The organism is Glycomyces tritici, assembly GCF_030403505.1.
Window position 1 is genome coordinate 147,504 of record NZ_JAUEMJ010000010.1, and the last position, 13,888, is coordinate 161,391.

Annotated in this window: 12 protein-coding genes; 6 read left to right on the forward strand and 6 right to left on the reverse strand. The window is 72.3% G+C overall.

What is annotated here, in order from left to right; all coding sequences use genetic code 11:
* Positions 1-9 precede the first annotated feature (9 nt).
* The 4 genes from QWI33_RS24730 to QWI33_RS24745 are packed head-to-tail and all read left to right on the forward strand — an operon-like array spanning position 10 to position 4,256.
* The gene (locus tag QWI33_RS24730; protein WP_289959515.1) at positions 10-699 is read left to right on the forward strand and encodes a response regulator; all 690 of its coding nucleotides are present in this window, start codon (positions 10-12) and stop codon (positions 697-699) included.
* Positions 699-1,934: a sensor histidine kinase gene (locus QWI33_RS24735; protein WP_289959516.1), complete on the forward strand. Its 1,236-nt coding sequence runs from the start codon at positions 699-701 to the stop codon at positions 1,932-1,934. The genes QWI33_RS24730 and QWI33_RS24735 overlap by 1 nt, the downstream gene beginning before the upstream one ends.
* Positions 1,931-3,208 (forward strand): hypothetical protein, encoded by a 1,278-nt coding sequence (locus QWI33_RS24740; protein WP_289959517.1) that lies wholly within the window; start codon positions 1,931-1,933, stop codon positions 3,206-3,208. Before QWI33_RS24735 ends, QWI33_RS24740 begins: the two co-directional genes overlap by 4 nt.
* A gap of 19 nt (positions 3,209-3,227) precedes the next feature.
* Positions 3,228-4,256 (forward strand): NAD-dependent epimerase/dehydratase family protein, encoded by a 1,029-nt coding sequence (locus tag QWI33_RS24745; RefSeq protein ID WP_289959518.1) that lies wholly within the window; start codon positions 3,228-3,230, stop codon positions 4,254-4,256.
* A 36-nt stretch (positions 4,257-4,292) separates the two neighbouring features.
* Here the strand turns inward: QWI33_RS24745 and QWI33_RS24750 are convergent, their stop codons facing one another.
* Positions 4,293-4,946 carry a response regulator transcription factor gene (locus tag QWI33_RS24750; protein WP_289959519.1) on the reverse strand — a complete coding sequence of 218 codons (654 nt, stop codon included), beginning with the start codon at positions 4,944-4,946 and terminating at the stop codon, positions 4,293-4,295.
* Positions 4,934-6,049, reverse strand: a complete 1,116-nt coding sequence (locus QWI33_RS24755) for a sensor histidine kinase (protein WP_289959520.1) — start codon at positions 6,047-6,049, stop codon at positions 4,934-4,936. The genes QWI33_RS24750 and QWI33_RS24755 overlap by 13 nt, the downstream gene beginning before the upstream one ends.
* Before the next feature lie 131 nt (positions 6,050-6,180).
* On the opposite strand from QWI33_RS24755, the gene QWI33_RS24760 reads away from it, so the two are divergent.
* Entirely contained in the window at positions 6,181-6,552 is a 372-nt protein-coding gene (locus QWI33_RS24760) for a DUF6069 family protein (protein WP_289959521.1), read from the forward strand.
* Complete coding sequence (locus tag QWI33_RS24765) at positions 6,549-7,646, forward strand: alpha/beta hydrolase (protein WP_289959522.1); 1,098 nt, start codon at positions 6,549-6,551, stop codon at positions 7,644-7,646. Before QWI33_RS24760 ends, QWI33_RS24765 begins: the two co-directional genes overlap by 4 nt.
* Before the next feature lie 62 nt (positions 7,647-7,708).
* Here the strand turns inward: QWI33_RS24765 and QWI33_RS24770 are convergent, their stop codons facing one another.
* The 4 genes from QWI33_RS24770 to QWI33_RS24785 form a co-directional block, all read right to left on the reverse strand.
* The gene (locus tag QWI33_RS24770; protein ID WP_289959523.1) at positions 7,709-8,653 is read right to left on the reverse strand and encodes an NmrA/HSCARG family protein; all 945 of its coding nucleotides are present in this window, start codon (positions 8,651-8,653) and stop codon (positions 7,709-7,711) included.
* A gap of 530 nt (positions 8,654-9,183) precedes the next feature.
* On the reverse strand, positions 9,184-10,083 hold the full coding sequence (locus QWI33_RS24775) for an alpha/beta fold hydrolase (RefSeq protein WP_289959524.1): 900 nt from the start codon (positions 10,081-10,083) through the stop codon (positions 9,184-9,186).
* A gap of 299 nt (positions 10,084-10,382) precedes the next feature.
* The gene (locus tag QWI33_RS24780) at positions 10,383-12,134 is read right to left on the reverse strand and encodes an ABC transporter ATP-binding protein (protein WP_289959525.1); all 1,752 of its coding nucleotides are present in this window, start codon (positions 12,132-12,134) and stop codon (positions 10,383-10,385) included.
* Complete coding sequence (locus QWI33_RS24785) at positions 12,134-13,885, reverse strand: ABC transporter transmembrane domain-containing protein (protein WP_289959526.1); 1,752 nt, start codon at positions 13,883-13,885, stop codon at positions 12,134-12,136. Before QWI33_RS24785 ends, QWI33_RS24780 begins: the two co-directional genes overlap by 1 nt.
* Between the last annotated feature and the right edge of the window lie 3 nt (positions 13,886-13,888).

Consider the following 13,888-nt stretch of genomic DNA (forward strand, 5'->3'; position numbering starts at 1 on the left):
CGTTGACCCATGAGCTCCCAAGCCGTCCCCCGCGTGCTCGTCGTCGACGACGACACCGCCCTCGCGGAGGTCGTCGCCCGCTACCTGCGCCGCGAAGGCTTCGACGTCGACTACGCCGCCGACGGCGCCACCGGCCTCGAACGCGCCCTCGCCACCCTCCCCGACCTCGTCGTCCTCGACCTCATGATGCCCGGCATGGACGGCTTCGAAGTCTGCCGCCGCCTCCGCGAGACCGCCAACGTCCCCGTCGTCATGCTCACCGCCCGCGGCGAGGAGCACGACCGCATCGCCGGCCTCGACCTCGGCGCCGACGACTACGTCACCAAACCGTTCTCACCAGGAGAGCTCGCCGCCCGCGTCCGGGCCGTCCTGCGCCGCGCCACCGCCGCACCCCCGCCCGCCGCCGTCCTCACCGGCGGCCGCATCGCCATCGACACCCTCGCCCACCAGGTCCGCCGCGACGGCGCACCCGTCGAACTCACCACCAAGGAGTACGACCTCCTCGTGTGCTTCCTCAGCAACCCCGGCCGCGCCTTCCAGCGCGACGAGCTCCTCGAAGCCGTGTGGGGCTGGAGCATCGGCGACACCTCCACCGTCACCGTCCACGTCCGGCGCCTGCGCGAGAAGGTCGAGGACGACCCCTCCGCGCCCCGCCACCTCACCACCGTCCGCGGCGTCGGCTACCGATGGGAGCACTGATGCAGCACCTGCGCCACCGCCGCACCGGCTCACTGCTGATCCTCGCCTCCGCCCTCGCCGCGGCCACCGCCCTCGCGGTCGCCTTCGACTTCCCGCCCCGCGACATCGCCGTCCTCGTCACCGTCGCCGCGGTCGCCTCGGCCGTGGCCGGCGCCGTCGGCGGCGTCGCCCTCAGGCGCCTGCGCAGCCGCCCCGCCCGCGTCCAGACCATGACCGTCGCCCTCTCCTCGGTCCTGGTCGCCGCCACCGGCGTCGTCACCGCCGCACTCGCCATGTTCATCTCCTTCCACGACCTCGTCGTCCTCTTCGTGGTCCTCATCGTCGCCTCCGGCGTCGCGTTCGGCGCCGCCTGGCAGCTCGGGGACGACATCGGCGCCGGCGCCCAGCAGGTCGGCGCCTACGCCCGCACCATGGTCGGCAGCGACGGCCGCATCAGCGCCGCCCTCGCCCCCGCCGTCACCGGCCCCGGCGAACTCGCCGCCCTCGCAGGCGAACTCGCCGACGTCTCCCGCCGCCTCGAAGAGTCACAGCGGCGCGAACGCGCCCTCGAATCCTCCCGCCGCGAACTCATCAGTTGGGTCTCCCACGACCTGCGCGCCCCCCTCGCCACCATCCGCGCCATGGCCGAAGCCCTGGACGACGGCGTCGTCGACGACGACGCGGCCGTCAAGCGCTACCACTCCCAGATCCGCACCGACGCCGAACGCCTCACCGCCCTCGTCGACGACCTGTTCGAACTCTCCCGCATCAACAGCGGCACCCTCCGCCTCGGCCGCGAGAAGGTCGACCTGTGCGACGCGGTCGCCGACGCCATCGCAGGCGCCGGCGCCGCAGCCGAAGTCAAAGGCGTCGCCGTCATCGAACGCCTCGACACCCTCCCCCCGATCGAAGTCGCCGCCCGCGAATGCTGCCGCGCCCTCGACAACCTCTTCGACAACGCCATCCGCCACACCCCCGCCGGCGGCACCGTCGTCATCGCGGCCGCAGCCGAAGGGGGCACCGCCGTCCTCCACATCGACGACGAATGCGGCGGCATCCCCGACCACGACCTCCCGCGCGTCTTCGACATCGCCTTCCGCGGCGACGAGGCCCGCCGCCGCGACGACCGCGGCGGCGGCCTCGGCCTCGCCATCAGCCGCGGCCTCATCGAAGCCCACGCCGGCACGGTGACCGCCGCCAACACCGCGCAAGGCTGCCGCTTCACCGTCCGCCTCCCCGCCCCGGACCGCCGGTGACGACCCGCGCCCGGACCGGCGCCGCCCTCGCCGCCTGGACCCTCCTCCTGGCCCTCGCATGGCTCCTCGGCCAGGCCAAACTCGCGCACACCGCAGGCGGCCTCCAACTCGACGCGATGCCCCTCTACGGCAGCTGGGAACCCCGCCTCGACGCGACGCTCCTCGCCCCGCTCGCCGCGGGCGCGCTCGCCATCGCGGTCCTGCCCGCCGCCGCCGCGCGATGGCGCTGGCGGTACGTCGTCATCGCGACCGCGGCCGCCGCGGTCCTCTTCAGCACCGCCCTGGCGCTCGCGCACTCGCATCCGCAGACGTGGAGCGACCTGGACAACCACTATGCGAGCCACGCGCACCTCGTGGACGACGCCGGGGGACTCGCACCGTTCCTGCGGCACTACACCGAGGCGCAGCTCGAAGGCGCGTACCCGGTGCACCTCCAGTCGCACCCGCCCGGTCTCGTCCTGTTCTTCTGGGGCGCGGCGCGCATCGGCCTCGACGGGCTCGTGTTCCAGAACGCCGTCATCCAGATCGCGGTCGCGGCGATGGCGGCGGCCGCGCTCATGACCGGCCGCGACGTCGCGGGGGAGCGGCTGGCCCGCCGGGCCGCCCCGTTCCTGGTGGTGGCCCCGGCCGCGTTCTGGCACAACAACGCCGACCTGGTGTTCGCGGGCGTCACCCTCTCCGCCGCGGCCTGCCTCATCCTGGCCACGAACCGCACCGGCCCGCGATCGGCGGCCCTGACCGTCGCCGGCGGCCTGCTGGCGGGTGCGGGGCTCATGCTCTCGTTCTCCGCGGCGCTGCTCGCGATACCGGTCCTGGCCGTGGCGATCCGGCGCCGCCGCTGGAGCGTCCTGGCCGGAGGCGGCGCCCTGGCGGCGGCGGTGGTGCTCGCGCCGCTGCTGTGGGGGTACTGGTGGCTCGAGGGGCTGCAGGTGACGCGGGTCCGCTACTACGCGGGGGTGGCGGCGGTGCGCGGGTACTGGTACTTCCTGTTCGCGAACCTGGCGGTGTTCGCGCTCGCGCTCGGCCCGGCGATCGCCGCAGCGCTGGCCCGGCTGCGTGACAGTCGCATGTGGATCGTCGTCGGCTCGTGCCTGGCGGCCGTCGTGATCGCGGACCTGTCGGGGATGTCCTCGGCGGAGACCGAGCGGATCTGGCAGCCGTTCATGCCGTTCGTCCTGCTGGCGGGGTGCGCCCTGCCTCGTCCCCGGGTGTGGCTGGCGCTGCAGCTGGCCGTCGCCGTCGTCCTCGCCGCCGCGCTGCACGTGCAGTGGTGACCGAGAGAAAGGCAAGTCCTTGCGTGTACTGGTGACCGGCGGCGCCGGGTTCATCGGCGGGTCGATCGTCGAGCGGCTCGCCGCGCGCGGCGACGAGGTCGTCGTCTTCGACTCGCTTGCGGCCCACAAGGAGCCGCCGCCGCTACCGGGCTCGGTGGAGCTCATCGTGGGCGACCTCCGGGACGAGCGGGCCCTGGGGCGCGCGGTCGAGGGCGTCGACGCCGTCTGCCATCAGGCCGCGCGCGTGGGCCTCGGCGTGGACTTCGACGATGTGAGCGACTACGTCGCGGACAACGACGGCGGGACCGCGAACCTGCTGCGCGCCTTGTGGCGCCGCTCGTTCACGGGCCGTCTCGTCGTCGCCTCCTCCATGGTCGTCTACGGCGAGGGCCGCTACCGCTGCCCCGAGCACGGCGACGCCGCCGCCGCTCCCCGCGACCGCCATGATCTCGACAATGGACGGTTCGAACCGCGCTGCCCCCGCTGCGGCGCCGACCTCTCCTGGGCGCCCGTGCGCGAGGACGCCCGGCTCGATCCGCGGAACGTCTACGCCGCAACGAAGGTCCAGACCGAGAACCTGTCGTTCCTGTACGGCCGCGAATCCGGCGCGCGCGTCTGCGCCCTGCGCTACCACAACGTGTACGGACCGAGGATGCCCCGCGACACCCCGTACGCCGGGGTGGCCAGCATCTTCCGCAGCGCCCTCGAATCCGGCTCGGCCCCACGGGTGTTCGAGGACGGCGGCCAGACCCGCGACTTCGTCCACGTCCACGACGTGGCCCGCGCGAACCTCCTCGCCCTCGACGGCGACTGGACCGGCGCGTGCAACATCGCCAGCGGCGAACCGCACAGCGTCGGCGACATGGCCCGCGCCCTCGCGGCCGGCTTCGACGGCATCGAACCCGTCGTCACCGGGGAGTACCGCCTCGGCGACGTCCGGCACATCGTGGCCGCCCCGGACCTCGCCGCCGACGCGCTCGGGTTCCGCGCCGAGACCGCCTTCGCGGAAGGCATGCGCGCCTTCGCGAACGACCCGCTCCGGGACTGAGCGGCGGGAGCGGCCTCGCGGGCCGCCGCCCGCGGGTCAGACGAGGTCGGCGTCGTGCGCGAGCAGCGCCACCTGAGTGCGGTTGTCCAGGGCGAGTTTGGTGAGGATGCTCGAGACGTGCGACTTCACGGTGGTGACGCTCATGAGCAGTTCGGCCCCGATCTCGGCGTTGGAGCGGCCGCGGGCGATCGCGACCGCCACCTCGTGCTCGCGCGGGGTGAGCGCGGCGAGCGCGGCGCGCGCCCGCTCATAGGCGCCGGCCTGCGCGACGGTCCGGTCCATGAGCCGGCGCATGACGCCGGGGGAGAGCATCGGGCCGCCGGTGGCGACGCGCGCGACCGCGTCGGCGATCTGCGCGGGCGGGGTGTCCTTGAGGAGGAAGCCGCTCGCGCCGGCCCGGAGGGCGTGGACGATGTGCTCGTCGGTGTCGAACGTCGTCAGCACGATGACCTCGGGCGCGCCGGGGCGCTCGCGCAGCCGCCGGGTGGCGGTGATGCCGTCCACGTGCGGCATCTGGAGGTCCATGAGGACGACATCGGGCGCGTGGGCGTCGACGGCAGCGATCGCCTCGCGGCCGTCGCCGGCCTCCGCGACCACGACGATGTCGCCGGTCCCATCGAGCATCATCGACAGCCCGGCCCTGACCAGGGCATCGTCGTCGACCAGGAGCAGGCGGATCACGTCGGCCATGGTAGCCGAGCCCGCAGCCGGAACCGCTCGCCGCTGCGCCCGTGGTCGAGTTCCCCGCCCGCCAGCCGCACCCGCTCGGTGAGCCCGACCAGGCCCACGCCACCGCCCGGCACCGCGGGCGGACCACCGTGCGCGGGAACCGGGTTGGTGAGCTCGACGATCAGACCGGCCCCGGGCTCCCCGCGCAGTGCGAGCTCCACAGGCTCCCCGGCCGCGTGCTTCCGCGCGTTCGTCAGTCCCTCTTGGAGGACCCGGAACGCGGTGCGACCGATCGAAGGAGGCAGCACACCCGCCGGGAGGCCGCTGCTGACCTCGACGGGCTGGCCTGCGGCCCTGGACTCCTCGACCAGCTTCTCGAAGTCGGCGACGGCCACCGGGCCGCCCGCCCCGGCCTCGTCGCCCTCGCGCAGCAGCCCGATCACCTGCCGCAGCTCCTCGAGCGCCTGCTGCACCCCCGCGCGGACCACCCCGGCGGCCATCGCCACCTTCTCCGGCGGGGCGTCCGGACGGAACTCCAGCGCCCCCGCATGCGTCGCGACCAGCGAGAGCCGGTTCGCCAGCACGTCGTGCATGTCGCGGGCGAGCGCACGCCGCTCCGCCGCACGGGCTTCGGCGATCCGGCGGCCCTGCTCCGCCTCGGCCCGCTCGGCCCGCTCGTGCAGCGAGATCAGCAGCCTGCGGCGGGAGTTGGCCAGGGCGCCCCAGCCGAGCAGCGCACCGTACGAGACGACGCAGAGCATGGCCCACCAGTCGAAACCGAGCGCCGGATTCGGGTACCGCACCCATTGCAGGAGATGCGCCAGCACCCCGGCCCCGGCGATGGCCGCGGCAGTGCGGAACCTGCCGCACCACGCCGCCTGGAGCGCCCCCACCGTCGCCGCGGGCGTCGCGACCGGCGACAGGACCGCGAGCACCGTCGCCCCGAGCGCCCCGGTCACGGGCCGCCACACCTGCACCAACGCGGCCCCGACACCGAGCGCCGCGACCGCGAAGTCCAAGGGGCCCAGCCCGGTCCGCGACCACAGCGTCAACGCGGTCAACACGGACACGCCCCCGACCAGGGACGCCACCTCCACAGGGCGGGGCTTTCGAGACTCGGCCACGGCACGAATGCTAGCTGCGGTCAAGGCCGAGCGATCACCTCCGAAAGTAGGAGACGGACCCTCCCCGGGACGGAGACGGCGCGGCTCCGCGACCGATGCGCGACCCCCTCGCCCCCAGCGAGACTGTCGACATGACCACGCGAACCCGCCGACTCCTCACCGTCCTCGCCGCCCCCGCCGCCGCCCTCCTCCTCTGGGCCGCAGCCGCTCCGCTCGGCGGCGTCGACCTCACCGTCGACCAGGCCGGCACCCCCCTCACCGTGGGGCCGCTCCTGATCGCCCCCGCCGCCCTCCTGATCGGCTTCGCCGCCTGGGGCCTCCTGGCGGTCCTCGAGCGGTTCACCGCCCGCGCCGCAATGATCTGGTCGATCACCGCCGCGGCCGTGCTCGCCCTCTCGCTCACCGGCCCGCTCGCCGCCACCACCACCGGCGCGATGCTCGTCCTCATGGGCATGCACGCCGTCACCGGCGGCGTCCTCATCGCGGGCCTGGCGCGCCGATGAGCCTCCCCTGGGGCTACCTCACCGGCCTGGCCGTCCTCGCGCTCCCCGCACTGCGCCTGCCCCGCATGCCGATCGGACCCGGAACCTCGCTCTTCTTCGCGAGCATCGCCATTCTCGAACTGCCGTTCCTCGCCTCGGCCGCGTTCTCGGCCGGCACCGCACTCGCGGCCGCCGAAGGCGACCTCGACTCACCCGTGACGATCGCCGCCGCAGCGCTCACCGGCGCCTGCCTGACCCTGACGACCTGGCGCGGCATGCGCGCCATGCCGACCCTCACCCGCGCCATGGGAGACCTCCACGTCTCACCCCGCCTGCCATGGGCCCGCATCCTCCTGCAGCCCTTCGGATTCCGGCCCCGCTCGGTCGCGCGGACCGCCAACCTCCCCTACGGCCCGCACGGCAAGCGCAACCTCCTCGACCTCTACCGCCACCGCTCCGCCCCCGTCAACGCCCCGGTCCTCATCCACTTCCACGGCGGCTACTACACGACCGGCTACAAGAACTCCCAGGCCCTGCCGCTGCTCCACCGCCTCGCCGACCAAGGATGGGTCACCATCAGCGCCAACTACCGGCTGGGGCACGCGGCGGGCTTCGAACCCCACCTCCAGGATGCGAAACGCGTTGTCGCCTGGGTCCGCACCCACGCCCGCGAATGGGGCATGGACCCCGACCGGATCGTCCTCGCCGGCTCCTCGGCGGGCGCCAACATGTCGGCGCTGGCCGCGCTCACCCCCGGCGACCCGCGCTTCCAGCCGGGCTTCGAGGACGTCGACACGTCCGTGTCGGCGGTCGTGGGCCTGGGCGGCTACTACGGCGCCTACTTCGACGGCGACCCCGACAGCGACCCGCTGACCCACGCCCGCGCGGACGCCCCGCCGTTCCTCATCGTGCACGGCGATCACGACACCGTGGTCCCGGTCGCCTCGGCCCGCCGCTTCGCCGAAGCGCTGCAAGCGGTCTCGGCCCAGCCCGTGGTCTACGCCGAACTGCCCGGCGCCCAGCACGGCTTCGACCTGTTCCACTCGCCCCGCTTCGAAGCGGTCGTCAACGCCGTGGAGGCGTTCGCGACCAGCGCCGTCGCCGCCCGACACTGACACGCGGAGAGGGACCGTCCCCACCGGGGCGGTCCCTCTACTCCTGCAACGCGATCCGCGGGTCAGGCCGCGAACGCGCCCTTGTGCTCGGTGAGCCACTCCTTGAACGTCTTGAGCTCGGGGTTCAAGGCGCGCACGGTGTCGAGGTCGCGGCGGCCGGTGAACTCGTCGTCGAACTCGGCGTAGTACTGGAACATGTTCCCCATCTCCTCCGCGGCAGGGAAGCCCGCCGCGCGGAAGTCCCCGAACGGCACCGGCCGGTAGGCGACCGGCTCGTCCAGGACGTCGGTGAACACGTCGGCGTACTCGGTGCCCGTCAGGTGCTCCCCGGCGATGCTGATGGTCTTCCCGACGGTCTCCTTGCCGCGCTTGAAGATCCCGAACGCGGTGCGGCCGATGTCCTCGGCGGCGATCCCGGCCAGCGCGCCCTCGTCCATCGGCATCGCCAGGACCAGGGTGCCGTCCTCCTGCCGCTGGGGCGGGAAGTAGGCCATGAACCCCTCCCAGTAGAAGGTGGTCTGCAAGAACGTGGCCGGCACCCCGGCCGCGGTGAACAGGGCGTTCGCCTCGCCCTTGACGTCGAAGTGCGGGACCTTGAAGCGGCCCAGGAGGGTCGGCATGCGGTCGTCCTCGAGCGGCACCGCGTCGCGCGTGTCCTCCAAGGTGGACCAGATCGCGTGCTCGACGCCCGCGCTCGCGGCGGCGCGGGCGAGGTTGCCGGCCTGCTCGTACTCGCGGTCGGGGGACATGTGCTCCCAGAAGTTGGTGACGAGGAACGCGCCGTACGCGCCGTCGAAGGCCTTCGCGAGGCTCGCCTCGTCGTCGAGGTCGGCCTCCACGACCTCGGCGCCGCGCCGCGCGAGTTCACGGGCCTTCGCCGAGTCGGCGCTGCGGGTGATCGCGCGCACGGCGAACCCGGCGTCCGGCTCGTCGAGGATCGCGCGGGCGAGCCCGCCGCCCTGCTGGCCGGTGGCGCCGACGACTGCGATGATCTTCTGCTCGGTCATGGTGGTGCCTTTCGGTTCGGTGTCCCCGGTGCTTCACTCGGGACGATAGGTCGGTGGCAGGGTGCTCCGGTGCGGTTCGGCCGAACCCCCCTCGGTGGCGCTGTGATGGGGACGGCCGCCGGCACGAGCATCTAGTTGATGCGTCACTCATCTAGCGATGGAAATGCATGATGCATCATTTACCATAGCGCAAGATAGATGATGCGTCAAGTAAATGAGGCGGGGCGAGCCCCGATCTGTCCAAGACCACCGCCCGGACCTAACGTAGAAAGCATCGGACGAACCACCCCGAACACCACCGCACACGCCGCCGCATACATCAGGCCCACCCGCACCACTCCTCAACGGCGCCGACGCACTCGACCACGACACCGCCCAACCCGCCTGCGACCGGCCCCACCACACCAAGCCCACCCCAACCACGCCAGTGCTACTGCATCGTCCAGGTCGCGCCCACGCCACCGCGCTGGCCGCACCGCGCCTGCCAGGCCGCGCTGGTCAAGCCGTGCCGTCCGCGCCGTGCCGTCCGCTCAGACGATCGCGGGAATGCGGCGCAGGTCCTCGACCGTCGTCGCGTACGACAGATCTTCCAAAGGCTCGCAGGAGAAGAAGCGGTTCATGAGGTCCACCAGCTGCGTCGGACGCTCGAGGTGGATGAGGTGATCGGCGCGGGCGAACTCCACATACCAGCTCTCCGGGCAGGTGAACGCGAGCTCGCGGCACAGGTCCGGCGGCGTCAGCGTGTCATGCTCGCCCGTGGTGAACAGGGTCGGCACCGCGGGCGGGATCGACGGGTCGATGAGGTCGCGCGAGAGCAGGCGGTTCGTGTTCGCGATGAACTTCGCAAGGTCCGCGTCGTCCGCCGCGCCGAACCGCATCGCCAGGATGCGGCGCACCACGGCCTTCGCCGCGATGTCCGGGTGCGGGCTCATCAGCGCGTCCACCGCGGCCGGGCCGAAGTGCTCGCGCGGGCCCCGCTCCGCCAGGGCCACCGCCGCACGCATCATCGGCCGCGACTCGGCAGGGATGACGCCCATCGTCCCGGCGAGCACCATGCGGGCGATCCGCTCCGGGTGCGTCTGCGCGAGCCGGTAGCCCACCGACGAGCCGTAGGAACCCGCGAAGACGTTCACCCGATCGATATCCAGATCGTCGAGGATTCGCACCATCGCCTCGGCCGGGACGTCCGGCCCCAGATACGGCGGCAGGAGGTCGGCGCGCCCCCAGCCCGGCAGGTCCGGACAGATCACGTCCGCATGGGCGAGCAGGCCCTGCTCGACCCGGCCCCAGTCCTCCTTGCGGTGCAGCGCACCGCCGATGAGCACGACCGGCGCGAACTGCGGCGAGTCCGAATACGTGCGCCGCGACCAGTACGTGTAGCCCGCGAGACGGTGCTTGTATTCCTGAGGAATGGCGGCATTGCGCGGCATGAAGGCTCCCGTTCAAGGTTCGCGGCGCCGTCAGGGCCGCCGCAGGTACGGGAAATCACCCTAGTATCCGAAATGCGAATTTCTGGTATTTTGCAGTTAATCAAGGAGCATGTCCGACTTGCGTTGTAGGGATGCACCGCCGTATCGCACCGCCGACACGCCTCAACGAGACGACGAAGCGGCCCGGGGCACCCGCCCCGAACCGCTCCAACAGGCCAGACCGCTCAGCTCCACGCCAAGAGCGCTTAGCCCCGGCCCGGACCGCTCAGCTCCACTCCAAAAGAGCGCTCAGCCCCGGCCTAGACCGCGACACCCTTCCACGCCCCCCACAGGCTCGCGTACGCGCCGCCCGCCTCGAGCAGCTCCGCATGGGAGCCCTCCTCGGCGATCCGGCCGTCCTGCACCACCGCGATCCGATCCGCCGACTCCGCCGCCTGCAACTGGTGCGCGATCGCGATCACCGTGCGCCCGTTCAACGCCGCCGCAAGCGCCGCCTCCACATTCCCCGCACTACCCGGATCGATACCGGCCGTCGCCTCATCCAGGATCACCACATCAGGATCGGCCAGGATCACCCGCGCCAACGCGAGCTGCTGCGCCTCAGCCAGGTTCAACCGGTGGTGCTCGTCCCCGAGCATCGTGTCCAACCCCTCCGGCAGATCCGCCGCCCACCGCGCGTCCACCGTCGCCAGCGCCGCACGCAACGCCTCGTCACCCGCCTCCGGCGCCGCAAGATTCAAGTTCTCCCGCAGCGTCGCCGTAAAGATGTAATGCTCCTGCGTCACCAGCACCACCTTGCGACGCAACACCTCCAACGGAATATCGGCCACCGGCGCACCCCCCAGCGTCACCGACCCCGCCCGCGGCCGGTCGATCCCGGCCACCAACCGCGCAATCGTCGACTTCCCCGCCCCCGAAGGCCCGACCACCACCAGACGCTCACCGCGCCGCGGATGCAGGCTCAAACCGTGCAGCACATCGGGACCGTCCCCGTACCCGAACGTCACGTCATCGAGCCGCACCTCCGCACCCTCAGGCGCGGCCTCCCGAACCTCGTCCGGCATCAAATGCACGCCCTCGACACGCGCCATCGCCGCACCGCCCATCTGGAACTCGCTCAGCGACATCATCGTCCGGAACACCGGCCCGTCCAACCGCAGCGTCAGCATCGCCACCGCCACCACCTCGCCCACCGTCACCCAATCGTTCAAGTACCACAAGGCACCCACGATCGTGACCACCATGGCCGGCGTCAAGAAGGTCAAATCCGTCGCCGGGAAGAACCACGTCTGCAGCCGCACGATCCCCTTCAACCGGTCCATGTGCGTCGCCGCCCGCGCATACCCGGCCGCACCCCGCTCCTCCTGCATCCGGTACGCCGCCACCGTCTGCGCACCCGCCGCCGAAGCCGTCGCCGTCTCCGCGATCTCACTCATCGCGGCCCGCTCACTCAAGAACACCGGACTCGCCAACCGCAGATACCGCCGACCCGCAATGAACAGCATCGGCATACCGACCACGAACAACAACCCCAGCAGCGGACTCACCACGAACGCCGCCACGATGATCACCGTGCCTTCGATCATCGCGACCGCCACCTCCGGCGCCGTCTTGCGCAGCAGCTCCGCCACCGCACCCACATCACCCGACGTCCGCGTCGCCAGGTCACCCGTCCCCGCACGCTCCACCGTCCCCAACGGCAACCGCAGCACCCGGTCGATGAACGACTCACGCAACCGCGCCGCCGCCCGCTCGCCCAACCGGTACCCCAGACGCCGACCCGTGCGCATCAGCACCAACTGCAGCACCACGCACGCGACGATCACACCGCACACCAGATCCACCCGGGACGCCGTCCAACCCGTCCCGATCCCGTCGATCACCTCACCCAGCATCACCGGCAGCGCCGCACTCGCCCCAGCCGCCAGCACGTACAACGCGACCACACCCGCGAACGCACGCCGATCAGCCAGCACCAGCCGCTTGATCGCCTCGATCATCGCGGCCCGGCCCGCCACCGGCAGCCGACCCGCAGTCTCCTTGACGCTCATCAGGACTCCTGCCTAGAAGTGAGGAACCGGTACTCGTCTTGCAGCGAAAGCTCCGCATGGCTGCCAGTGGCCCGGACCTTCCCGTCCACCAGCCACGCCACCGCATCGGCCCGCGCCAGCCACAACGGCGACGCCGTCACCACCGCCGTCGTCCGCCCCGCCCGGGCCGCCGCCACCCGCTCGGCGATCAACGACTCCGTGTGCGCGTCGACCGCCGACGTCGGCTCCACCGCGAGCAGCACCTCCGCATCGGCCGCCAGCGCCCGCGCCAGGCGAAGCCGCTGGCGCTGGCCCCCGGAGAGGTTGCGGCCGGCGTTGTGGACCTCGCCGTCCATGGTCGAGCCGAGACTCGAGTGCACATCGCCCGCGCCCGCCGCGTGGATCGCCGCGAGCGCGCGGTCCTCGTCGACCCGCAGGGTCTCGCCGAGGGTCTGCGCGAACAGGTAGTCGTCGCGCAGGAGCAGCACGCGCTCGCGCACTTCGTCCAGCGCGAGGTCGGCGAGTTTCACGTCGCCCCACTCTGCTCCCGAGCCCCTGTCGGCCCCTGAACCCCAGCCTGTTTTCGAACCCCTGTCGGCTCCCGGCTCTGTTCCGGCCTCGCGGTACCGGGCCAGGCGCTCCATCGCGGCCTCGGCGGGCTTCGCCTCGGCGCTGACGACCACCGTGAGCCGGCCGGGCTCGATCGCGAGCCCCGATTCGGGGTCGCGCAGCGCGCCGGCCGCGCCCGTGGCGGTGCCGTCGTCGGCGATGTCGCTGCGGGTGCTGAAGAACGCGGTGAGCCGCCGGGACGCGACCTGCGCCGCGATCACGGCCTGGGCCATGCCGATCATCGCGCCCGAGTGCTGCGCGACGAGCGCCGTCATGCCGAACGCCGCCGAGAGCTCCCCGATGCTGATCGTGCCGCTCAACGCCAGGCGCGCGCCGACCCAGGTGACCGCCGCGATGAGCGCCAGCGGCAGGCTCGCCTTCAGGCCCTGCACCCACGAGTCGGCGGTCGCCACGCCGTACCCGGCGTCGCGCAGCTCCGCCGAGGCCGCGCGGTAGCGCTGCGAGAACTGCTCCTCGCCGCCGACCCCGCGCAGCACCCGCAGGCCGCCGACGACATCGCTCGCCTGGCCCGTGAGGGTCGCGACCGAGGACCGGTACGCGATCTGGTGGTGCTGCAGCCGGCTGAGCACCGGCCCGACCACGAACCCGATGAGCAGCACCCCGGTGAGCGTGGTGATTCCCAGCGCGGGGCTGGCCCGCCACAGCAGCACTGCGCCCACGGTCGTCATGACCAGGCCCATCCAGCCGAACCCCAGCTGGAAGATGAACGAACCGGTCTTGTGCGCGTCCTCAGTGGAGAGGTTCACCATCTCGCCCGGGGAGATCGCGCCCCGCACGCCCGTCCCGGCCCGGTTCAGGTGGTCGGTGAGGTTGCGGACCGTGCGCACGCGCGCGTGCGACTCGGCCATGAACAGCGACCGGTACCCGGCCACGAACACCCACGAGGACGCGATCGCCACGACGACGAGCATGACCGACCACCGCACCAGCGGCTCGGACGAGCCCGCCAGGAGCACCTCGTCGATGATCTTCGCGATCGTCCACGGCAGCAGGATCCAGGCCGCGCCGGAGATGCTGAGCAGCACGAACCCGAGCGCGACCAGGCCGGTCTGGGCGCGGGCGACGTACCAGAGGTACCGCCACGGGTCGGTTGGAATGTCCGCGGGGGACAAGGCAGGGGGGTGCAGTGGGTTGGGCTTCACAAC